This window comes from Ligilactobacillus ruminis ATCC 27782, assembly GCF_000224985.1.
GTDB classification, from domain to species: domain Bacteria; phylum Bacillota; class Bacilli; order Lactobacillales; family Lactobacillaceae; genus Ligilactobacillus; species Ligilactobacillus ruminis.
The window spans coordinates 189,303-212,315 of sequence record NC_015975.1 but is presented as its reverse complement, the minus strand read 5'-3'; the positions used below and the strand labels follow the sequence as shown (position 1 = coordinate 212,315).

The window sequence follows — 23,013 nt, the reverse complement described above, 5'->3', positions numbered from 1 at the left end:
CTTAATCCTCATTTCCAGCAAGACGAATGCGCGGGTCGATGATTCCGTAGATGATGTCGGTCAATAGAATAACTGCCACCAAGCCTGCGGAGAAGAGCATCGTAACACCCATGATCGTTGGATAGTCGTTTGTCGTGATTGACTTGACGAATTGTTCACCGATACCAGGAATCGAGAAGATGTTTTCGATAACCATGGAACCGGTCATCAACGAAACAGTATATGGTCCAATCAAGGTAATGAGCGGGATCAAACTGTTGCGAAGCGCATGATGATAGACAATTTGGAACTTGCTCAAGCCTTTGGCACGTGCAAGCTCAATATAATCAGAATTCAAAACGTCAACCATGCCGGTTCGAATAAAACGGGCGGTTTCAGCCAACGGACCTACGCCAAGCGCAATCGTCGGCAAAATCGTGTATGAGAACCCGCCCCAATCGGCAATCGGTAAGATGCCGAGTTTCAAGGCAATATAATATTGCAAAAGCACGGCCAAAACGAAGTTTGGAACGGACTTGCCGATAATTGACAGAACTGTGACCAACGTATCAACCCACGTGTTGCGATTGATGGCAGCAATGGATCCCAAGATGATTCCGAAGAATACGCCGAAAATCATTGCTTGAATACCAAGTTGTGCAGAAGCCCCGATACGAGTTGCAATCAAGTATGATACTGGTTGGTTGCTGAATTGGAAAGAAGTACCCATGTCCCCATGGAGCATTCCGCCAAGATACATCAAATATTGCATCCAAACAGGTTTGTCCAAGCCATATTGCTGGTTCATGATCTGAATCTGTTCAGGTGTCATTTTTTCTTGGTTAGAATATGGCGTCCCTGGCATCAGCTTCATCAAAAAGAACGTGATGGTTGCTACCAAGAACAATGTGAGTGCCATATAGAAAACCCTTTTTGCCAGGTATTTTTTCATAACAAATCCTCTCACAATCTTTGTTTTAAGAAACGTCAAAATCCCGTATTACAGGCATCTGCGCATTTCTCTTTAAAATAAACCAATTGGGGAAAGCGAAATTCTTTCCCCAACAACAGTTATTTAAATGATAAATCTATCGAATTAGTTGCCTGAAACGTAAGTATTCTTAAAGTTGTAATTTGCACCTGCAGAGTTGTAAATTACACCCTTAACCTTTGGCTTAACCATCCAAGCCGTTGCTTGTTGATACAAAGGAGAAATCCCTTGTTCTTGGATAAGGATCTTTTCAGCATTCACCAAATCGTCCCAACGCTTGGCGGCATTGCCAGCATCGGTTGACTTGGATGCTTCAATCAGATTATCGTATTGAGCATTCTTCCATTTTCCTGCGTTATAGGAGTTGTTTGACGTGAACATGTCAAGGAATGAAATCGGATCTGCGAAGTCAGCACCCCATGCTGAGATTACGATGCCGAACTGACCCTGGTTCGTACGGTTCAGGCGTGTCTTGAACGGAACGTTAGCACATTCGACCTTTGCACCCTTCAAGTTTGATTCAATCGCGCTTTGGATGAATTCAGTCGTCTTCTTTGCAATATCGGTGTCATCGCTCAAAAGTCCGAACGTCAAGCTGTCCTTGCCGATTTCCTTCAAACCTTCAGCCCAGAGTTTCTTGGCCTTTGCAATGTTTACGGTTACGCCGTCCTTGACGTAGGAAGCATCAGCAAAATCTTTGCCATTGCGCGTTGCAAGACCGCTTGAGACCAGACCCTTCGCAGGAATTGAACCGTTGCCAAGAACCTTGTTTACGAATTCCTTGCGGTCAATGACCATTGAGATTGCTTGACGAATCTTCTTGTTCTGGAATTCAGGCTTTGTTTGGTTGTACTGGAAATAGAATGCCGAAGCGGCCTGACGAACCGTATATCCGGATTGACCCTTCAACTGCTTGGCTTGTTCCGCACTCAGGCTCGTTGCATCAAGCTTGCCGGATTGATACAGGTTGTAAGCCGTTGAGTTGCTCTTGTTAACCTTGAAGTTGATAGCATCAAGCTTGACGCTCTTCTTATCCCAGTAATTGTCGCTTTTCTTCAAAGACCAGGAAAGGTTCGTACCCGTCCACTTCGTCAAATTGAACGGACCGTCGTAGCACATGTACTTGGAAGCAGTACCGTACTTGGAACCGTACTTTTCAACAGTCTTTTGATTTTGCGGGAAGAACACTGGGAAGCCCATCAACAGCTTAAAGTATGGAATCTGCTTGTCCAACGTAACGACCAGCTTGTAGTCGCCGTCAGCCTTGACGCCGACTTCCTTGGTTGACTTCTTGCCGTTCATAACGTCAGTTGCGTTCTTGATTCCTTCAAACAAATATGCATATTGCGAATTTGTCTTAGGATCAAGCGTACGACGCCATGAGTAGACAAAGTCCTTGGCAGTAACCTTGTCACCGTTTGACCACTTGGCATCCTTGCGCAAGGTAAACGTATATGTCAAGCCGTCCGAAGAAACCTTTGTCTTAGTAGCAATACCTGGTTCGATCTTTGAATCCTTGCCCAAACGATAAAGACCTTCCATCGTGTTGTTTAACGTATCGAAACTGACAACGTCAGTCGCCTTGGAAAGATCCATTGTCGGCAATTCAGCAGATTCGTTCCAATTCAAAACCTGCTTTGAAGCTGAATCGCTTGCTTTGGAACCGCAAGCGCCAAGCATCAAAGCACACAAGGCAGCAACAGAGCCTGCAGCTGCAACTTTTGCTAATTTCATATCTTAACAACTCCTTAATAATGTCAGATAATTTCAAAATGTCTTTTTACAGTTGATTAAATTTTATATGATAACCGTATTAAATTCAAGTGCCAAATCTAATTTTCCAATATATTTCTGTCCAAAAATATTCTTAATCGTTGCCGTGACGGGCTTTTAAAAAAATTAACAATTTTATCGTCTTTTGCCGACATATCAAGATTGCGCCCCTTAAATCAATCTAATAATTTTTAAAAAATTGCTTTAATGAGTAATCTTTCCAAAAGCTCAAAGAAGCGTTTACACCCTGTATTTTTCTAAGAATTCAAAGCATTATTCTTAACGATGAAATGCCGCAATGCTATAATAAAGACAATTTTACGCTAAGAAAGCGAGGGATTAGATGACACCTGTAATAATCTGCGGCGCCGATTTGAATCAGCCGGACTTTGACTACACCATGCAGGAGCTTGCAAACCTTGCCGAAGCCTGCGACATGGAAGTCAAGAACACGGTCATTCAAAAACTTGAGCGACCCGTTTCCGCATCATACGTCGGACGCGGAAAAGCAGAAGAAATTAAAACCCAGGGAAAGATTCATGATGCCAAGATTTTAATCGTCAACGACGAACTCACGCCTATGCAGATCAGAAATCTCGGTGACCTGACCGACATGAAAATCATCGATCGAACAGCGCTGATTCTTGAAATATTCGCATCAAGAGCACGCTCAAAAGAAGCCAAGCTTCAGGTTCAGATTGCCCAGCTGCGCATCAGCCTGCCGAGACTTCACACTGACAACGACAAAGTCAAGCTTGATCAGCAGACCGGTGGCGGCGGCGGTTCATTCAACAGTCGCGGCGGCGGTGAAACCAAGCTCGAAAAAGACAGGCGCGTCATCGGCAAACGCATCAGCATCCTGAAAAAAGAGCTGAAGGACATCGAAGAAAAACAAAACGTCACGCGCAAACAGCGCGACGCAAGCGGTTTGAGATCGGTCGCTCTCGTCGGCTATACGAATGCCGGCAAATCAACGACTATGAACGGTCTTCTCAGGGTCTGCGGAAAGGACGACGACAAACAGGTTTTTGAAAAGGATATGCTTTTTGCCACGCTTGACACCTCGGTTCGCAGACTGCATTTCAAAGACAACAAGGATTTTTTGATCAGCGACACCGTCGGCTTCGTTTCGCACTTGCCGCACCAGCTAGTCCAAGCGTTCAAATCGACCCTTTCCGAAGCAGCCAAAGCCGACCTGCTCGTTCAGGTCATCGACGTTTCCGATCCGAACTATTGCGACATGATCAAAACGACGGAAACGACGCTCAAGGAAATCGGCGTTGAAAACATCCCGATGATTTACGCCTTCAACAAGGCAGATTTGACCGAAGCTCCGTATCCTGAAATTCTCGGAAATCAAATCACGTATTCTGCCAAAGATCCTGCCTCAATCGAAAAAATCGTCGAACTGATCAAAGAAAACATCTTCAAAGACGATCGCATCGTTACGTTCAAAATTCCGTTTTCCGAAGGACGGTATCTTGACGAACTGAACGTCCGCGGCACCGTTTTGGAAACGACTTATGAAGAAGACGGTACCGTCATTTCCGCAAACGTCTCGCCGGAACTTCACAGCAGACTCAGCCGCTTTGAAATGCACTAGTCGGCAAATGAAAGATGCAGAGTTGACACGTCAATGTCAGCTCTGCATTTTTTAGTCTCTTCGATCAATTTCGTAAGTGTTCTTGCTTTCTTCTTTGAAATTCAAATAGCGGAAAAACTTGCCGATTCGCTCGTCATTCTTGGCCGTCACGATAATTTGGCCGACCGATCCGAAATAATTCAGCAAATGATGCATCAGGCTCTTCCCTACGCGCTTGCCCTGATAATCCGATGCAACGAGCAGATCCTGAACATAAACAACCGTTGCGTAGTCGCTTAAGGCCCGAACAAGCCCGATCAGTTTCTTGTCCTCATACGCTGCAATCACATAAGATTTTTTCATACCTTTGCGAAGATTGTCGATGTTGTTCACGTCGGCAGTCCAGCCAACGGACTTATAAAGCTCAATCAATTCGTTTTTGTTAATCTTTGGATTCACCACCAGCTCCATGAAACCAACTCCCCTCCAAATTCACCTTATATTAAAAAAAGATTATAAAATAGACAATTACATTATATTTTATACATTGCGATATTTCAAGCATTTTTCTAGATATCGGCCAGTTTTATAAAAAAAACTTAAGAGACTATAACTTATATAATTAGATTGAAAACTCCAGCAGCAATTGTCGGTTTACCCGTTTTGAAACACGCTTTTTTGTCAAATGCAGCGCATTGATCCGCATCAGCAAAACAAAAAGGCATACGGAACTCTGCATTTTGCAAAATCCTGCATGCCTTAGGACATTTATTAATGATTCCACTTGTCTTTTCTGCTCAAATGATGCGGCACGTCGGAAACGGTCATAGTTTCTGAAGTTTTTTCCGCTTCTTCTCTTTTTTTCTTTTCCGCAAGTTCTTTTTCAGGATCACGATAGGCAATCTGAACGTCAAGCTCAAACTCGGCATCCTTTTCCAACATGCTGGAGCGACCGGCAACCTTGTAAGGTCCCTTGGTCAAACATGCCGTTGCAACGGAAAGCTTGTAGCGTTTGGCAGCTTCCCTGGCACTCAAGAGACCGATCGTTTTGACTTCTCCAAGCGGCTTTGCTTCCATCTGATTGGTACCACCGTAAATAAACATACGACCGGCACGTTCGACCAGCTCGAAATACGGCAAAGCGACCGGTTCGGCCAAGGCTTGAAAACTCGTTGCAGAACCTTCCCTGACAATCGCCAGCATGTCATCTTCTGCCATGCCGCCATAGTTCAAATCAAGGTATCCGACATTCGCCAGATTCTTGACCAAAGCCTGAATATTTGCTTTTTGCTCGGCATTTGTCGTGACAACGGACGGGAGAAACTCCTCATCCTTGAAAATGCCGTTCGTTTGAACATATCCCGGTGCCTGATTCTTGCGCTTTTCGTATTCCGCCAGATGGTCTTTTGCTTTGATTCCGAGAAGCTGCTCGATTTTTGGCGTAATGTCGTACTTTGAAGACTTGTCTTTCGTAAAATAATAAAGAATGTTCAAATAAGCGAAATAGGCCAGGACGAGAAAGGCCAGAATATAAAGAAAGCCGCGCAGATAAAAGCCGTTCGCAAAGAAACGGTAAGCAACATATAATAGATAGAAGTTGCCCAAAGTTCCCAAAGACGTGTAAACTTGACTCTTCAGCTTGGCGTTCATGCTGAAATATCCGATATAGCTGTTGATTATTCCAAGAATGCTGAACATCGTTTATTCACCCCCTTCATCGTCTTGGTTGTCTGTCGCAGACGAGCTTGACGAAGACGAGCTCGAGCTGCTGCTTGATGAAGACGAGGAGCTTGAGCTTTNTTTTTTCGTCTCTGAACTTGAACTTTCCTGGTTTGAAGCCGTGCTTTCCTGCGTCGTACTTTCTGCAGAACTTTGCTGTTCTGACGAAGAAGAACTTTCATCTTTTCGATCCGGCTCAGGTCTGCTTTCCGACGATTGTGAGACGCTTTCGACGCTGGAAGATGAACTTGAGACCGTTGAAACGCGCGCACGCCCTTCTGACGTATGCGTAACCTCGTTGACTGCCACGTTTGTTGCGCCGAGCGCCAGCACGATTGACATGATTGCAAACGGCGTCAACAATGGCGGTGTTCGTTTTGCCATTTTGTTACCCTCATTTCTAGTTTGTTTCCATTTACCTATCCTACTACAATTCCTGGCTAATCAGGCTTAAAGTTTATTTAAAATTGCGTTCCGTCCCGGCACACTCGGAACACAGTCCCGTCAATTCGAAACGATGATCCTCGATCACGCATCCCGGCAGTTGTTTTTGAAAATCGAGCGGACATATCTTGATTTCCTGAACGCGTCCGCATTTGCGACAAACGAAGTGGTGATGATGCATCTGATTGAAATCGCATTGATATTTTACACAGGTTCCGTTGGGGCGGCTTTTTGTTTCAAGAATGCCGATTTCGGCAAATTCGCGAATATTGCGATAGACCGTATCATGACTGATGCCGGGAAACAATTCGCGCATATGCTCATCGATTTTCGTGACGTTGACGTAATTTTCGCGAAATCCACTCAAATATTCCAACATGGTTCTTCTTTGCTTCGTAATTTTGTAATTGTGGCTTTTAAGCAATTGAAGAGCTTGATTGATCATGCTTTTTCCTCCATTTTGACAATGTCTAGCGTATTTTACCGTTTTGATTAAATCGTAATAATTACTAATTATTATAATTCATCTGGCCAGACAAGTAAATCAGCTTGCTCAAAATTTCCGCATTGAAGCAGACGACTTCAAAATCTTGTCCAAATCCGCAAAAATCAACAAGTTGTTTCGATTCCCAACATTTGTAGCAGAGTCTGGATTTTGACCTTGGTTTCTTCCCAGTCATCGTTTTCGATGACATGCACATGCTTAACAAGCTTGTCGGGCAAGTGCTTGTCGCGCTTTGCTTCCTGCGAAGCAAGCCTGCGCTGTATTTTGTCAGCATCGTCTCCGCGTTGCTCCATGCGTTCTCTTTGAACTTTTTCATCGGTCACGCAAAGATAGACGACCTCCGTTTTTTCGGGTATCCGTTCCAGGTACGTTTCCGCACCCTTTGTATCAAGAACGATCGTCGCAACCGGAGCCCTTTGCCAGGCACGTTCCAAACTTTCATAAGACGATCCGTACAGATTGCCGTCATATTCGACATATTCCAAATAGTGATTTTTAAAAAAAGTTTCACGCGTTTCAAACCAGTAGTCGATTCCGTCGTGCTCGCCCTTCCGTTTTAGCCTGGTCGTATGCGTCAAAACCGGTTCAATTGCAAAATTTTCCGTCAGATATTTGCGGACGGTCGTTTTGCCGCTGCCCGGAGCACCGCATAAAACAATTACTTTGTTCTCCATTGTTTTTCCTCCAAAGTATGTCAACAAGCATATTGTTTGCAAAAAAGGCGATTACATAGTATACTTGTCTCATTAGGTTGTAAACGAATTCATATTTTTTGATTCAACGCTTCCTAATCTAATTTTACTATGAAATGGAGGGCAAAGTTATGAAGTTTGGTCAATTTTCAAAAACCAACTATTCAATTTCCTTAGACATGAAAAGTCAACTCTTTATTGCCCGCTCAAATGATAACCCTAAATTTGAAGCATCCGGCATTACGATCCAAGATGCACTTTTTGCACTGTCTAAAATCGATAAAAACGTCAAATTCTGACAACTTCTGAAGCAGGAGGCTGGGAAAAAAACTCTGTCTCAAATCGAGAAGCCGGATCATATTTGCAATCAATTGCAAATATGATCCGTTTTTTTTCGTATGCAGGACTGAAGGACGATTGATTGCTATGATGAAAATAACCAAAAATAGTTTGGCGCGCTGATTTATCAGGCGCTGCATTTGGCAAAATCACTGACGTTTACGGACACATCAATGAAAATGGGTCTTCTGTCCGTAAACGACCTGCTCGAAAAACGACGATTACGGACAAAATAGGCGAAAATAACCGTTTGTCCGTAAAATGCGTTTTGCTTACGGACAAATCAGCCAAAAAGGGCATTTTGTCCGTAAAATTGCGTAAGATCTTGGCTAAGATCGGTCGAGCAGCACTGCATTTAAAAATGCCAGACAAAGTCAGTCGCAACCCGACCTCCTTCGTTCGGCTTTTCGTTTAACTCAAAGGGAAAAGAGACTTTTTTCCCAGCCTCTTTTTTGCTGTCAAATGCAGAAGCCGATGTTCCAAGGTCGTTCGTAAATGAAAAATGCAAAGGCAAGCGGCAACTATTTTTGAGTCCGGGCACTGCATTTTCCTGACTCGCAGGATCAAATCGGGCGACTCCCAAGATTCTAAGGACCTTTTCATCCCCCGATTCTCTTCCGCAATATCTTGCTAAAGAGATCACAATTTGGGTATAATGGCCATATATAATTTTTATAGTTGGTCTTTTTTGAATTTTGGCAGGAAGGAAGAATGAATCTATGTCATATTTAGGGACACTCAGTCTCGTTTTAATCACCACAGCATTGGCCGGCCACTTCAGCCGCAGGGTCGGCATGCCGGCCGTCATCGGCGAATTGCTCGTCGGCATCGTCTTGGGGCCTGCCGTCCTGGGTCTGGTCACCAACAATTCTTTCGTTCATACCTTCTCTGAAATTGGCGTGATCATTTTAATGTTTATCGCCGGACTTGAAAGTGATTTGGAACTGCTCAAAAAATATTTAAAGCCTGCATTTTCCGTTGCGGTCTGCGGCGTCATCGTTCCCGTCGGCCTGGTTTTCCTGTTTGGGAAGCTCTTTTCCTTTTCAAATGAACAGGCAATCTTTTTGGGCGTGACGTTTGCTGCGACTTCAGTCTCAATTTCAGTTGAGGTTCTTAAAGAATTGCATTTCCTCGACTCTAAGGAAGGTACTACCATTCTTGGAGCGGCCGTCATCGATGATATTCTGGCCGTCCTGATTTTAAGCGTGCTCGTCAGCATCTTCAGCGACGTTGCAGCCAAATCGGGCGGGCACGTCCAGTCGAACATCGGACTCTCGTTGGTGCTTCAGGCACTGTATTTTGCAGGAATCTATCTGTTGTTCAAATACATTGCTCCGTTCCTCATGAGCATCGCAGAAAAACTCTCGATTCCGTCTTCAGTGGTTCTGATGTCGGTCTTTATCTGCATGGGCATGTCCTATCTTGCAGAAGAAGTCGGCTTGAGCAACGTTGTCGGCGCATTCTTTGCCGGCGTTGCGGTTGCACAGACGCCTTGCAAAAAAGAAATCGACTCGAACATCGAACCGATCGGGTATGCGGTGTTCATCCCGATGTTCTTCGTCAGCATCGGACTCAACATGACGTTTGACGGTTTCTTTAAGGATCTGATTTTCGTTATCCCGCTGACGATTTTGGCATTGCTGACCAAGTGGATCGGTTGCGGCTTTGGCGCAAAAATCCTTGGCATGAGCATGCGTTCCGCAGACATCATCGGTGCCGGAATGGTTTCTCGCGGTGAAATGGCTCTGATCATCGCCCAAGTCGGATACGAGGCAAAATTGCTTTCGAGCGACTTCTACTCCGGCGTGATCATCGTCATCATTCTGACCACGGTGATTGCTCCGTTCATGCTGAAGCATTCAGTCATGGCACAAAAGAAGGCTCTTAAAGAAAAAAAAGCTTAGTCAAAACAAGCGCCTGATGCTAATTAAGAAGCGGGGCGCTTGTTTTGATTGTCTGATTGCACAATGAGACAGGGCGATTCCGCGAGCATTTACGGGCAAAATGGCGCTTTTGGGGATTTGCCCGTAAAATGCAGCCCTCGGTTACGGGCAAAACGGTGATTTTTGGGATTTGCCCGTAAAATGCAGTCCTCGGTTACGGGCAAAATGGCGATTTTTGAAATCTGCCCGTAAAATGCGGCCCTCGACTCCTTTTGACGTTTCCATCATAACAGGGCATACGCAAAAAAACCGGATGACTTGAATCAACAAGTCATCCGGTTTTTTAGTTTGAGGCATAGTTTTTTTCAGAACATCTTATCTTATTCCAAATCATCATGAAGCCAGCTTGCTGTGCCTGATACCGTATCCGAAGTAGATTACCATCCCGATCGCAAACCAAATGCCGGATGCAATCCATGTTTCTGCAGAAAGCTGCAGAAGCATCACGACGCAAAGAACTGCGGACAAAATCGGAAGCACGGGATAAAACGGTACCTTGAAACCATCGTTTTGCAAATCCTGACGGCGTCGAAGCGGGATGATGCCGAGCGAAACGAACGTAAATGCCAACAGCGTGCCGATATTAACCAGATTGGTCAACTGATCCAGCGAAACGAATCCGCCCATCAAAGCAATAATGATCGTTACCGCAGCCATGCTGTGTTCCGGCGTTTTGGTCTTCTCGTTGATTTTGCCGAGAAACTTTGGCAGCAGTCCATCGCGCCCGATTGAGTAGATCAGCCTTGAAGAACTGAAAATCATCGAAACCATCATCGTAAACATCCCGGCCAAAGCACCAACGGAAAGAACACCGGCAAACCAGTTTTGATTGACGGCATGAAGCGCAAAAGCAACGGGATCCGCCACGTCAAGTTTCTTGTAAGAAACCATCCCCGTCAAAACAACCGAAACGAGCATATAGAGCACGGTGCAGATCATCAGCGTGCCGATAATCCCGCGCGGCATGTTGCGCGACGGATTTTTAACTTCGGCTGCCGATGCGGCAACAGCATCAAAACCAAGATAGGCGAAAAAGACTTGAGCCGCTCCGGCCATTACGCCGCCAAAGCCAAACGGCATGAACGGATGCCAATTTGACGGCTTGACGTAAAAACATCCGACTGCAATGAACGCAATGATGATTGTAACTTTGACGAAAACCATAATGCTGTTGACCGTCATTGAAGTTCTGACGCCTCGCGACAAAATCAAAGAAATGAACAAGACGATCAAAATCGAAATCAAGTTGACATAGGTCCCCTTTGAGGGATCAAACGGACCGCTGATTGCCTTTGGAAGATTGATTCCGAATCCTTCGAACAATGATCTCATATATGCGGAAAATCCAGTAGAGGTTGCCGCAACGGCGAGCATGTATTCCAAGATCAAGGCCCATCCCAAAAACCAACCGACAATCTCGCCGAAAACGACGTTCCCAAAAGAATATGCGGAACCCGCAACCGGCAGAGCAGAAGAAAATTCAGCGTAGCACATGGCCGCAAGCGAACAAACCACTGCAGCAACGACAAAAGATAAAATGATTGCAGGACCGCTGTGCATGGCTGCAACCGTTCCGGGAAGAATAAAAATCCCGGTCCCGATTACGATGCCGATTCCCATTGCGATCAAATCAAAAGCTCCAAGCTGCTTGGAGAACTTTTTGTCCGAGTCAAGGTAACGTGCCAGGCTCTCTTTTCTAAAAACTCTCTCTTTAAAATTCATAAAAGGGCCTCCTGATAAAAATTGTTTCATCTACAAATAATACTTATTTCAGGATTAGATGTCAATTAGAAAATCTTAGAATGTATGCCCTTCCACATCCATCATTCCTTGTCATATCAGCGTTTAAAAATGAGAAAAATTTTCTTGTCTCGTCTAATAATTGAAAAAGAGGACTATTTTTTTAACCGGCAGTCTCTTAAAATATAGTCTGAACCATAGGGGACGAACACGACGTCTTGCAGCTTTGGATTAAGCAAATATCCGTTTTCCTGCTGACAAAGCGGTGCTACGAAAGCATCCTTTTCAATCAGATCTTTTTCAGCCGCGATCAAGTACTGTCTTCTCTTGCTGAATTCGTTCGCATTCGTAACCAGGGCCTTTTCAAGATTGTTCCAGTAGTTCGGATTATCGTAGTCGTCTTTGATATGTTCGATTCCACCGTTAATGGCAAAAGCCATTGAATCAACGTATCTCGGCTGCCAGGTTCGATAACACATGTCGTAATCATAATCGATTGCCTGCGTCAATTTGTCGTTGACGGCAACCGACTTGAGTCTGATGTGTAATCCGGGCAGAGTCTTTTCAAGATTGTTCCTGATGATTTTGCCGATTTTCAAGCAATCGTGACTGTCGTTGAGCGTCAGCGTCATTTCGACTTGATTCTTCCCGATTTCTTTTTTGGCTTGTTCCCACTCGCTTTTAGCCTTTGTTTTGTTCAGGTCAACAATCTTGCCGGCCTCCTTGCGATAATCCACGTCATTTTCCGGACTGTATGAATAATCGGCCGGAACGATGCCGTAAAGCGCCTGACCATGAAATCCTTTTGTTGCGGCAATTTTTCTGCGATCAATCGCGTAAGTCACGGCCCGCCTGAAATGAACGTTTCCCGTCACCTGTCGTTTCTGATTGAAACAGATTATCGAAATTTCCGGTATCCGTCGATGGTGAAATCCTCTTTTTGAAGCAAGCTTTTTGTCATAGAAGCAGCCAATGCGAGCATAGTCGAATTTTCCCTTGAAGAAATTTTTCTGAGCCTTTTCTTTGTTTTTTTCAACGACGTATTTAAACTTCTTGACCTTGACGTCTTTTTTGCCCCAATAGTTTTTATTCTTGATCAGTTCCCATTTATGGCTGCCCCGTTCCAGTCCCTTGACCGTAAACGGCCCGTTAAATACAGTACTTTCGGATGTCTTTCCGTAGTCATCGCCGTACTTTTCCGCGATTGCATGATTTTGCGGATACGTTGCCGAAATGGCCAAAATTTCCTTATAATAAGGCGCATTTGCTCTGAGTTCGACTCTCAAAGTATGATCATCAAGCGCCTGGACACCAAGACTTGCCAAATCTTTCCTGCCTTCGTGAATCTCCTCTGCATTTTTCAAAATCAAAAGATTCGTCCAGTTGGACGTGTCATTTTTAGGCGAAAACAGCTTCTTCCAGGCATAGACATAGTCTTGTGCCACCACCGGATCACCGTTTGACCACTTGGAATCTTTTCTTAGTCTGTAGACGTGGACCCTCCCTTCATCTTCTGTTTTTTCGCTTTCTGCTCCGGCCAGGACCAGGTGACCTTCTTTATCATAGCGATACAATCCTTCAAAAACGTTTTGATTGATCACAAGGCTGTTGGAATCAAGACTCATGGCAGTGTCAAGCGTCTTGATCTTGTCACGGATTCTCATGACGATCTCTTTTTTGACAGGCTTTTCATGCGTTTTTTTTGTCTGATGGCTCGAACATCCGACAGACAAGATGCTGCTGACAAGACTTATAGTAATCACAAAAATTTTTCGTGCTTTCATAAAACGTCCCCCCTGCTGTCGTTAAAGCGATTTCTTTATCCGCTATGCTAATATAACTGTAATTTTAGACCACTTTTCTTTTCAGTTCAATCAAATCTTGAAAACATTTCTCTATCTGCAATCTGTGCTTATACTTGTCACAATAGTTATAATTTGCCGAGCGTAAAACAGGCTAATGGGTTATAATCAAGTTAGATTATTTTAATTTTGGAGGCCATCATGAAAATCAATCAATTCGCACACGCTCCGGCAGCTTTTGAGACAAAACTTGAAGAATTGTCCAAACTGCGCTTCATCAAAGCTGACGCACAACAGGAAGATCTGAACCTGCTTTGGAAAAATCTTCTTTTGAAATGCTTTCCGCAAGCCAAATGTCTGGCTCAAAAGCATGAAAAATTAGCTTCTCTGGCTGCTACCAAGACCGAATCCGTCCCGGAATTCATCGAAAAAAAGACTGTCAATCTGACCGTCTTCTACGCTGTTGCCATGCAGCTTTTGCAATTTGAGCCCGACACTGAATTTGACATCGACAATCCGCTCAAATCAATGGACGAGCTTGGCGTTTTTCACGCAGACAAGCTTGAAGATTCAACCGACCTGATCAGTGCCTTCTACGACCTTTTGGCAACTCACGGCAAAAACGGCCAGACGCTGCTCGATCATCTCGGAAATCTTGGCTTCTTCCTTGATTTCTATGACCTGCCCGTTTCCGAAAAGCCGGTCTTCTTCAACGGTAAGGCCCAGCCCGTCTTTGACACGACCAAACTGATTTTCGAAGTCGTCTACGTCGAATCCGATCTCGATACGGATCATGACGGCAAAGCCGATTTGCTCAAGGCAGAAATCATTCGCCCTAAAGATACCGAAGAAGGTCTCAAAGTTCCCGCGCTTTATACGGCCAGTCCCTACAATCAAGGAACAAACGATGCCACGGTCGAGGCCATGACGCATAACGTCAACGTCAAGCTGACGCGCAAAACGCCCGATTCCTTGACTTATGACGAGATCAAATACACGGCAAAACCAAAGACAGAGATCAAAAAACAAACCGTCAACGGCACCGTCAAGTCGGCCAACGAGACTTTTCCGCGCGAATTTTCATATACGCTAAACGACTACATGCTGGCACGCGGATTTGCCGCCGTCTATGCGGCCGGCATCGGCACGATGGATTCCGACGGCTTCAGGACGTGCGGATCCAAAGAAGAAACCGAATCAACGACTGCAATCATCGAATGGCTTGCCGGCAACAGGAAGGCTTTCATCGATAAGACGAGCGGCATCGAAATCAAAGCATGGTGGTGCAACAAGCACGTCGCAATGACCGGCAAATCATACCTCGGAACGCTCGCCACTGCTGCTGCAACCACCGGCGTCGAAGGGCTGTCGACAATCATCTCGGAAGCTGCGATTTCAAATTGGTACGACTACTACAGAGACGGTGGTCTGGTCGTTGCTCCGGACGGTTTTCCCGGTGAAGACGCCGACGTTTTGGCAGAAGACTGCTTCAGTCGCCGCAAGCAATCCGGTGATTTCCTGCACGTCAAAAAAGATTGGGAGAATCATCTCGCAAAAATCACGCGCGGTCAGGATCGGACAACCGGCAGCTACAACACGTTTTGGGATGCAAGAAACTACTTGAAGGACGTTCAAAACATCAAGTGCGACGTCGTGATGGTCCACGGTCTGAACGACTGGAACGTCAAACCAAGAAACGTCTACAATCTTTACAACGCATTGCAAAAGCTCCCGGTCGTTTCAAAACTTGTTTTGCATCAAGGGCAGCACATCTACGTCAACAACTTTCAGTCGCTTGATTTCACGGACATGATGAACCTGTGGCTTTCCCACAAGCTCTATGGCTTGGAAAACGGTGCAGAAAAGCTTTTGCCAAACGTTTTGGTCCAAGACAACGTCAAAGAAAGCACTTGGCATGCCAAGGATTCGTGGATCGATGAGGATGCGGACGAAGTTGTCTTGAAGGCAACGCCTTGTGGCAAGCTCAAACCGTTATCCGCTGAAAAATGCAGTGCTGACGGCCACGACGGCAATTGTCATGCCAAGGAACTGCAATTCAAGGACAGCCTTGATCAAAAAGATTTCGAAGCATACGTCAGCGACATTGCAAAATGGAAACACGATCTGGCTTCCGAAAATACGCCGCTTGATTCCAACCGCATCGTGTGGAAGAGCACTGCATTTGACAAAGACATCGTTCTTGAAGGAGCACCAAAAGTTTCCTTAAGGGTCAAAAGTTCGCGCGACTACGGCATGCTGAGCTTCATGCTCATCGACTATGGCACAGACAAGCGTTTGGGCGAAGTTCCGACCACGCTTGCTCGCAAAGCCATCGACTGCGGCTTCCATTGGCGCACTGACGACCTGATGGAATTCAAGCTGGCAAAAGCAACGCCGTTCAAGATGATTACGAAAGGCCACCTGAATCTTCAAAATCGAACGAACCTGTGGCATGCGGACGATCTTTCGGCCGACGAATACGTTGAAATCGACGTCGTTTTGCAGCCGATGCTTCACAGAATCAAGGCCGGACATCAGTTGGGCCTGATCGTTTATTCGACCGACATGGGGATGACCGTTCGCGGAAACGAAGATATCCGTTATACGTTGGACGGAACGAAAACCCGTCTGACGATAAACGTCAAAAATTTGAACTAACATACGACAGAGGCTGAAAAGAAACGATGCCTCAAATTGAAAAACCGGATGATTTGCAATCAATTGCAAATCCGATCCGGTTTTTTTTGCATTCAGGACAATCGCTTGCTGTGATGGAAATAACCCAAAATAGTTTGGCGGTAAATTTGACTGAGAGCTTGGCTGAATTGATTGAGCAGCACTGCATTTGGCAAAATCATTGCCGTTTACGGACACATCGATGAAAATGGGCACTTTGTCCGTAAATTTGAGTGAGATCTTGGATAAATCAGTTGAGCAGCACTGCATTTAAAAATGCCGGACAAAGCCAGTCGCAAATCGACCGTTTTTGTTCGGCATTTCATTTAATTCAAGAAAGAAACGGGACTTTTTCCCAAGCATCTTCCTTTTAAACAGACTGTACAAATCGCAGAACGAGAGCACGGTTCATAGCAAGGATAAGTTGCATCAAACGTAATTGGCTAATCCGGTCCTCAATTCAAATAACGATGCGCGCTGAATGATCGTTCCACAAATCGCGCATCTCCTTGAGAATCGCAAATCCATTGCGATTTCAAACTGAAACAAGCACATCCCGGATAATTGCTGTTCAGGGCACGTTCGAAAGCGCGAAAATCATACAATAAACTCAGAAAATACGTACCCTGACAATTAACGAAACATCGTAATCAACTCAATTTTAGTTTTGCGCAAAGATTTGTTGTTCTTCAATCAGCTTATATGATTTCAAAGCTGCTGAATCAAGGTCTTCCTTGTGCATGTCTACTGCCGTGATTTGGCTGTTGTCATAAGTCCTATAGTAGTAGATTCCGCGATCGACGTTGCAGCATGAAGAATAAATCGTGAATTCAAATTTGCCGTTGCCAACGTCGCAGCATCCCTTCTGTTGTTCAACGGAACCGAGAATGTGGAAGAATTGACTGACGCTCGTGTTTTCATCAGCCATCTTCGGCGCATTGAGCTTCGTGAACGTTGCTTTAACGAAACGCGAGTTGGATGAAAGATCTCCCGGCAGTCCCATGCTGCCCATTCCGCGAGTATATTCATCGAGTTCAAGGCCATCTGCAAACGTTGATGCGACCGGTTTTGGAGAAACGCGGCGATAGTTGTTCAACGTAAACATCTGGAATGGAAATTCAGGGTTGTTCGTCATTATGCCGACCGGGTTGTCATAGACATTAAGTCCCGCCTTCGTCTGTTCAACCGTAATCGACTCATTCTTATCGGAAATCATCCAGTGCAATGGACTCGGCGGGAATTGTTCACTGAATTCAACGTTCGTAATATTGATTTTTGCAAGCAATTTACGGACGTCAGCAACAGTCTCGCATTGTCCGAGAATCCAAGGAATGAGTTCAAAGGATGCGACATTGTCGACATCTTCTGCAGGTTCTTTGTAATCTGCATTTCCCGGGAAATTCAACCCTGCCATACTCAATCCTTTTTCGTTCGTTGCATCATAATAAAGCGGATAATCATCGACCACCGTTGCCATCCCGATGATGGCAAAATGTTCGTTCATATCATGTACTTGACGAAACTTTAAAGGAAATTTGCGTGGCGTAACCGTCACGGATTCATTGTAGGAGAGTTCCAAATCAAGATTGCGACCAAAATAATGATCTTTGCCAGTATACGTTGCTGCTGTACACATAATTAATACCTCCTAACTGTTTACTAGTATTCTAACACAGAAAATTGATGAATATTGACATTTTTTAGCGTCTTGAGTGAAGAATTATAGACGGCTTTTTGAAGATGAAAATAATCCAAATGATAAGATATGCCTTATTAAAAATTATATAATCCGAAAAATCAGGCGCAAGACAATCATAATCAGCTTTACCGATAACAATCATGCAAAATTTGACTCCGTTTCTAAGAAAGAGTGTTAAAATTAATGTATCACATTAGAAATCAGGTGTTATCATGCGTGAAGGAACGACAATCCTTACTTTGGACAACGGCTACCATTTATGGACCCACACTGACAACGTCGGCGGAAAAATCCGCTTACTTTGCCTTCACGGAGGTCCAGGCGGCAACCACGAATATTATGAAAATTTTGCTGAAAAATTAAAAGACATCGACGTTCAGGTTACAATGTATGACCAGCTCGGCTCATGGTATTCTGATCAGCCGGATTTCACCAAGCAGGAAAACGTTGATAAATTTTTAAAAATGGACTATTTTGTCGATGAAATTGAAGAGGTTCGCCAAAAACTCGGCATCGACGATTTTTATCTCATCGGTCAGTCATGGGGCGGAGCAATTACCCAAGAATATGCTTTGAAATATCCGAAACACCTCAAGGGCATCATCATTTCCAGCATGACCGACAACATTGCCGAATATATCGTCAACATCAACAAGATTCGCGAACACGAATATTCAAAAGAAGATCTTGACTTCATGAAAGAATGCGAAAATTCCGGCGACTATGACAACGAACGCTACCAAAAGCTGATCGACAAACTGAACTGCGGCTACGTCGATCGCAAGCAGCCGCCTGCAATCAGCCATTTGACAAGCACCGTCGCAACTCCCGTCTACAATTATTTCCAAGGCGACAACGAATTCGTCATCACCGGTGCTTTGGATGGCTGGGACATCAGAAACAAGATCAAAAACATTTCCGTGCCGACGCTCATCACTTACGGCGAACACGAAACGATGCCTCTTGAAACAGGAAGGCGCATGGCAGCAACCATCCCGCATGCCCGTTTCGCAACGACTCCAAACGGTGGCCATCACCATATGATCGACAATGCACCCGTGTATTTTGCACACTTGAAGGAATTCTTGCTGGACGTTGAGAACGGAACTTTTTAGCTGAATTTATATCAATGGCGTTGACTTATTCATCAGCGCCATTTTTTATTGGCACGAAGGGAACTTTCAGACCGATTTCTTCCGCCTGGCAGAACATTTTTCCGATTTTTGGGATTTTTATTCTGCTTTTGAGCCCGCAGACATCCGTTTCAGACGGGCGAGCAGACCAAAAAAAAGAAGCTGTTCTCCAAAAACAGCTTCTTTTTACTTGCGATCAAGCAACGTGTAGGCATGATCACCGTTATACGGGTGTCTGTTGCAGGAAAACTCAAGCGGACGTCCGTCTTCCAAATACACGACCTGGATCACTTGAAGAATCGGATCGCCTTTTTCAGCTTCCAAATAGTCGATGTCTTCTTGCGTTGTTTTTTCTGCTGAGATACGTCTAAAAGCACTTCCAATTTTGAAGCCGAATTCTTTTTGCAAAAACGAATAAACGGAATGCTTCAAAACATCTTCGGTCAAATTAGGAACCATTCTAATCGGCATGAACGTGTGTTCAAACACATAAGGTTTGTCGTCGCAAAGGCGCAGACGCTTGATTTCATAAACCGGATCGCTTTCCTTGACTCCCAAGCGTTCCTGAATCTCTTCATCCGGAAAAGTCACGTTAAACGAAATAACCTTGCTCTTAACGCGATCGGCCCCAAGCTGATGCGTCAAACCTTCATACTCGTTTACCGGCAAAGCATCACGCTGCGCAAGCGCGTTTTTCCTGACGTATGTACCAGCGCCTCTTCTGGAATAGATAAAACCTTCCTTAGCCAACATGTCAAGCGACTTTTTGACGGTCATTCGGCTTGTCTTGAATTCTTCCGCTAAAGAATTCTGGTCAGGAATAAGACTTCCGACAGGATACGTTCCATCCAAAATTCTCGACTTGATCGTTTCGAAAATTTGCCTATATTTCAATTCAGCCATACGGCTCACCTCACTTTTTGTATTTACAAATATTATAACATAGAATTACATATCAAAATTATGTTAATTTATACTTAATCAAATTGATTTCGATATATTGTTAGCTCAAAAAGTGTTACTTTTATTCTCAAACAAAAAGAGTCTGAGAAAAAATGATGCCCAAATTGAAAAACCGGATGATTTGCAATCAATTGCAAATCATCCGGTTTTTTTCATATTCATGACAATCGCCTGCTATGGTGGAAATAACTCAAAAGATTTTGACGGTAAATTTGACTGAGAGCTTGGCGTGCTGATTTATCAGTCGCAATCCGACCGCCTTCATTCGGCTTTTCGTTTAACTCAAGCAAGAACCGGGACCTTTTTCCCAGTCTCTTTTCGCACATTGCTGATTGATTATTTGTCTGCTTCGATTGCCAAAAGCAAGCATCCCGTAATGCCGGCATCATCGCCCAGTTCAACGTGAACGATGTAGTCGTCAAGATCCGGAGTCTTAACGTAGCCGTTCATTTGTTCTTTGAACGATTTGCGAATCATCGGAAAGAGTTGTTCCTGCTTGGAAACGCCGCCGCCAAAGATAATTTTTTCAGGAGAAAGAACGAGCGTATATGTCATGCAGGCTTGAGCAAGGTAGTATGCTTCGATTTCCCAATCCTTGTCATCTTTTGGAATATCATATGCCTTGACACCATGATGACGAGCCTCAACGGCAGGACCAGCACACAATCCTTCAAGACAGTCATGATGGAACGGACACTTGCCTTCATACTTGTCTTCTGGATGACGACGCAAAATAATGTGTCCCATTTCCGGATGACCATAGCCTTCAAGCAATTGACCGTTGATAACGCCGCCGCCACCGACACCCGTTCCGACCGTCAAATAAACGCAGCTTTCCTTGCCGCGTGCGGCACCGCGCTTGAGTTCGCCGTAAGCAGCAACGTTAACGTCAGTCGTCCAGACATAAGGAATATCGTAATGTCTCTTCATATCGCCAAGGAAGTCGTAGTTTGCCCAACCTTGCTTTGGCGTTGTCGTAATGTAGCCGTATGTTTCAGACTTCTTGTTGACGTCGATCGGTCCAAATGATCCGATTCCCATTGCGCAAACCGGATTTTCATCGAAGAACCTGAAAACCTCGGCCATCGTTTCTTCAGGAACGGTCGTAGGAATCTTGACTCTCTTCAAGATATTCATGTTTTCATCGCTAACAGCGCATACAAACTTTGTGCCACCGGCTTCTATTGCTCCATAAATCTTTGACATATATGTTTTCCTCCTGATATAGGTAATCGTTTTCAAAATTATTTTAACGCATTTAACAAAATTTGAAAAGAAACCTAAAAAAATTATACTTTTCTATGTCAATCGTTTGACATAGAACAGCTCTGCATTTATTTTGTCACCCTTTACAAATACAGTATTGAACTATTTCATTATATGCTTATCGATTATCAGAAAGCAACATTTTTCTGTGCAAATTTGCTCCAATTTCAAGACTTCTGCTATACTGAGTGAGGAAATTATTTTAACAAAAGAGGAATTCAAATGAAAATCAAGCGTATCGATCACATCGTGCTTCCCGTTTCCAATCTTGAGGCAGCCGCTCGCTTTTATCACGAGACTTTTGACATGCCGCTGATCAGCGATCAATCAGACGATTCCGTGCGCACTTTGCGCTGCGGTCACCAGCTGATTCGTCTCGTCGAAACTTCTGAATTGAAAGCTCGCAAGCAAAAAGCAGCCAGCATTTGCCCCGGAGCATGCGATCTTTGCATCGTTTCCGGAGACAAAATGAAAGACATCATCAACCATCTCAAGAGCTATTTCGTTGAAATTATCGAAGGACCGGTTGAACGTTACGGTTCTGAAGGCAAGATGGAATCAATCTACATTCACGACCTTGATTCGAATCTGATCGAAATCTCGGTCTATGAGAACAAATAATCAAAAAGCGGTCGGGTTGCGACTGACTTTGTCCGGCTTTTTTTCTTATAGGTGAATTTTTTGCCAAATGCAGTGCTGTGCAGCGCCGGCTCAATCAATACGCCAAGACTGGCTTACGGGCAAAATGGCGATTTTTGGGATTTGCCCGTAAAAGGCAGCACCCGCTTACGGGCAAAATGGCGATTCTTGGAATATGCCCGTAAAAGGCAGCGCCCGCTTACGGGCAAAATGCCGATTTCTGGGATTTGCCCGTAAAAGGCAGCACCCGCTTACGGGCAAAATGCCGTTTTCTGGGATTTGCCCGTAAATTCCAGTTCCCGATTACGGGCAAAACGGCGATTTCTGGAATCTGCCCGTAAAAGGCAGCACCCGCTTACGGGCAAAACGGCGATTCTTGGGATTTGCCCGTAAAAGGCAGCACCCGCTTACGGGCAAAACGGCGATTTCTGGGATTTGCCCGTAAAAGGCAGCACCCGTTACATACAACGTCCTTTTTTGGCCGTTTTGATACGTTACATATAAATGAAAACAGATTTTTCTGCTTGTTTCCATCATGGAAGGCGATCGTCCTGCATGCAAAAAACCGGATGATTTGCAATCAATTGCAAATCATCCGGTTTTTTAATTTGAGGCAGAGTTTTTCCAAAGCCTCGCCTGCTTCTTATTTCAGACTAGTCTTCAGCAGCAAAAACGACTTTTTCTTCAGTGTCGACATATTCAGCCTTGACCGGATCGACATAGAGCTGAACGCCTTTATTTTCAAAAAGCTGCAACTCGCCGATTTCCTTCATTGCCTGCTTGATCGTTGCCTCATCGAGTTCTTCTGCAACGTACTTCAGTTGAACGGTGCGCGTACTGTGCGAACCGGAACGAAATGTCAATTTCAATGTTTTCATATCTTAAATTCCCCCTTGCTTACTTGGCGATTTCATCAACAACCGTCACCGTCGTCGATGATACGGAATCTCCCGTCAACTTTTCGACAATTTGTGCAAACCGGCCGATTTTCGTTTCATCCGCATTTTCCGCGACGTTGTTGAAGGAACGATTTCGTGCCGTTTCGTTTGCGTCCTTTGAAGCAACTTTGATGCTTGTTTTCTTCCATGTTTTAGCCATTTTTCATGACCCCCTTTTTTATTTCGTAAG

At 44.6% G+C, this 23,013-nt stretch carries 21 protein-coding genes; 6 read left to right on the top strand and 15 right to left on the bottom strand.

Translation table 11 applies throughout. The features are described from left to right. Window position 1: 1 nt before the first annotated feature. Window positions 2–931, bottom strand: a complete 930-nt coding sequence (opp3b, locus tag LRC_RS00990; RefSeq protein ID WP_003697876.1) for an oligopeptide ABC transporter permease — start codon at window positions 929–931, stop codon at window positions 2–4. Between the two features lie 144 nt (window positions 932–1,075). Beyond that, window positions 1,076–2,704: a peptide ABC transporter substrate-binding protein gene (locus LRC_RS00985; RefSeq protein WP_014072797.1), complete on the bottom strand. Its 1,629-nt coding sequence runs from the start codon at window positions 2,702–2,704 to the stop codon at window positions 1,076–1,078. A 382-nt stretch (window positions 2,705–3,086) separates the two neighbouring features. Between LRC_RS00985 and hflX the strand changes: the two genes are divergently transcribed. Next, window positions 3,087–4,346: a GTPase HflX gene (gene hflX / locus LRC_RS00980; RefSeq protein WP_014072796.1), complete on the top strand. Its 1,260-nt coding sequence runs from the start codon at window positions 3,087–3,089 to the stop codon at window positions 4,344–4,346. Between the two features lie 51 nt (window positions 4,347–4,397). Here hflX and LRC_RS00975 read toward each other — a convergent pair whose 3' ends face one another. From LRC_RS00975 to LRC_RS00955, 4 genes are all read right to left on the bottom strand, one after another. Next, complete coding sequence (locus LRC_RS00975; protein WP_014072795.1) at window positions 4,398–4,796, bottom strand: GNAT family N-acetyltransferase; 399 nt, start codon at window positions 4,794–4,796, stop codon at window positions 4,398–4,400. A 300-nt stretch (window positions 4,797–5,096) separates the two neighbouring features. Continuing rightward, window positions 5,097–6,023 (bottom strand): DUF6681 family protein, encoded by a 927-nt coding sequence (locus tag LRC_RS00970; RefSeq protein ID WP_014072793.1) that lies wholly within the window; start codon window positions 6,021–6,023, stop codon window positions 5,097–5,099. 478 nt (window positions 6,024–6,501) lie between these two features. Further along, on the bottom strand, window positions 6,502–6,933 hold the full coding sequence (locus LRC_RS00960; RefSeq protein ID WP_014072792.1) for a Fur family transcriptional regulator: 432 nt from the start codon (window positions 6,931–6,933) through the stop codon (window positions 6,502–6,504). Window positions 6,934–7,097: 164 nt separating this feature from the next. Further along, the gene (locus tag LRC_RS00955) at window positions 7,098–7,667 is read right to left on the bottom strand and encodes a guanylate kinase (protein ID WP_014072791.1); all 570 of its coding nucleotides are present in this window, start codon (window positions 7,665–7,667) and stop codon (window positions 7,098–7,100) included. A gap of 149 nt (window positions 7,668–7,816) precedes the next feature. On the opposite strand from LRC_RS00955, the gene LRC_RS00950 reads away from it, so the two are divergent. Next, window positions 7,817–7,984 (top strand): hypothetical protein, encoded by a 168-nt coding sequence (locus tag LRC_RS00950; RefSeq protein ID WP_003697867.1) that lies wholly within the window; start codon window positions 7,817–7,819, stop codon window positions 7,982–7,984. Here the strand turns inward: LRC_RS00950 and LRC_RS11110 are convergent. Together LRC_RS11110 and LRC_RS11100 are read right to left on the bottom strand one after the other, a co-directional pair. Further along, window positions 7,974–8,177 (bottom strand): hypothetical protein, encoded by a 204-nt coding sequence (locus LRC_RS11110; protein ID WP_167317000.1) that lies wholly within the window; start codon window positions 8,175–8,177, stop codon window positions 7,974–7,976. The genes LRC_RS00950 and LRC_RS11110 overlap by 11 nt on opposite strands. A 202-nt stretch (window positions 8,178–8,379) precedes the next feature. Continuing rightward, window positions 8,380–8,853 (bottom strand): hypothetical protein, encoded by a 474-nt coding sequence (locus LRC_RS11100; protein ID WP_167316999.1) that lies wholly within the window; start codon window positions 8,851–8,853, stop codon window positions 8,380–8,382. Here LRC_RS11100 and LRC_RS00935 point away from each other — a divergent pair. Beyond that, the gene (locus LRC_RS00935) at window positions 8,744–9,928 is read left to right on the top strand and encodes a cation:proton antiporter (protein WP_014072790.1); all 1,185 of its coding nucleotides are present in this window, start codon (window positions 8,744–8,746) and stop codon (window positions 9,926–9,928) included. The genes LRC_RS11100 and LRC_RS00935 overlap by 110 nt on opposite strands. A gap of 372 nt (window positions 9,929–10,300) precedes the next feature. On the opposite strand, the gene LRC_RS00930 is transcribed toward LRC_RS00935, so the two are convergent. After that, window positions 10,301–11,689 (bottom strand): amino acid permease, encoded by a 1,389-nt coding sequence (locus LRC_RS00930; protein ID WP_014072789.1) that lies wholly within the window; start codon window positions 11,687–11,689, stop codon window positions 10,301–10,303. Between the two features lie 173 nt (window positions 11,690–11,862). Further along, on the bottom strand, window positions 11,863–13,491 hold the full coding sequence (locus LRC_RS00925; protein WP_014072788.1) for a peptide ABC transporter substrate-binding protein: 1,629 nt from the start codon (window positions 13,489–13,491) through the stop codon (window positions 11,863–11,865). A 219-nt stretch (window positions 13,492–13,710) separates the two neighbouring features. On the opposite strand from LRC_RS00925, the gene LRC_RS00920 reads away from it, so the two are divergent. Continuing rightward, window positions 13,711–16,167: a Xaa-Pro dipeptidyl-peptidase gene (locus LRC_RS00920; RefSeq protein WP_014072787.1), complete on the top strand. Its 2,457-nt coding sequence runs from the start codon at window positions 13,711–13,713 to the stop codon at window positions 16,165–16,167. A 679-nt stretch (window positions 16,168–16,846) separates the two neighbouring features. Here the strand turns inward: LRC_RS00920 and bsh are convergent. Beyond that, window positions 16,847–17,821: a choloylglycine hydrolase gene (bsh, locus tag LRC_RS00910; RefSeq protein ID WP_014072784.1), complete on the bottom strand. Its 975-nt coding sequence runs from the start codon at window positions 17,819–17,821 to the stop codon at window positions 16,847–16,849. A gap of 275 nt (window positions 17,822–18,096) precedes the next feature. Between bsh and LRC_RS00905 the strand changes: the two genes are divergently transcribed. After that, window positions 18,097–18,999, top strand: coding sequence for a proline-specific peptidase family protein (locus LRC_RS00905; RefSeq protein ID WP_014072783.1), 903 nt, complete (start codon window positions 18,097–18,099; stop codon window positions 18,997–18,999). 204 nt (window positions 19,000–19,203) lie between these two features. Here LRC_RS00905 and LRC_RS00900 read toward each other — a convergent pair whose 3' ends face one another. Both LRC_RS00900 and LRC_RS00895 read right to left on the bottom strand, forming a co-directional pair. Then, window positions 19,204–19,920: a GntR family transcriptional regulator gene (locus tag LRC_RS00900; protein WP_014072782.1), complete on the bottom strand. Its 717-nt coding sequence runs from the start codon at window positions 19,918–19,920 to the stop codon at window positions 19,204–19,206. A gap of 396 nt (window positions 19,921–20,316) precedes the next feature. Then, a complete protein-coding gene (locus tag LRC_RS00895) occupies window positions 20,317–21,186 on the bottom strand; it encodes an ROK family protein (protein ID WP_014072781.1) in 870 nt (289 codons plus the stop codon). 282 nt (window positions 21,187–21,468) lie between these two features. On the opposite strand from LRC_RS00895, the gene LRC_RS00890 reads away from it, so the two are divergent. Beyond that, window positions 21,469–21,867 carry a VOC family protein gene (locus LRC_RS00890; RefSeq protein WP_014072780.1) on the top strand — a complete coding sequence of 133 codons (399 nt, stop codon included), beginning with the start codon at window positions 21,469–21,471 and terminating at the stop codon, window positions 21,865–21,867. A 671-nt stretch (window positions 21,868–22,538) separates the two neighbouring features. Here the strand turns inward: LRC_RS00890 and LRC_RS00885 are convergent. Both LRC_RS00885 and LRC_RS00880 read right to left on the bottom strand, forming a co-directional pair. After that, window positions 22,539–22,763, bottom strand: coding sequence for a DUF2922 domain-containing protein (locus LRC_RS00885; RefSeq protein WP_014072778.1), 225 nt, complete (start codon window positions 22,761–22,763; stop codon window positions 22,539–22,541). Between the two features lie 19 nt (window positions 22,764–22,782). Next, the gene (locus LRC_RS00880) at window positions 22,783–22,983 is read right to left on the bottom strand and encodes a DUF1659 domain-containing protein (RefSeq protein WP_014072777.1); all 201 of its coding nucleotides are present in this window, start codon (window positions 22,981–22,983) and stop codon (window positions 22,783–22,785) included. Window positions 22,984–23,013 lie beyond the last annotated feature (30 nt).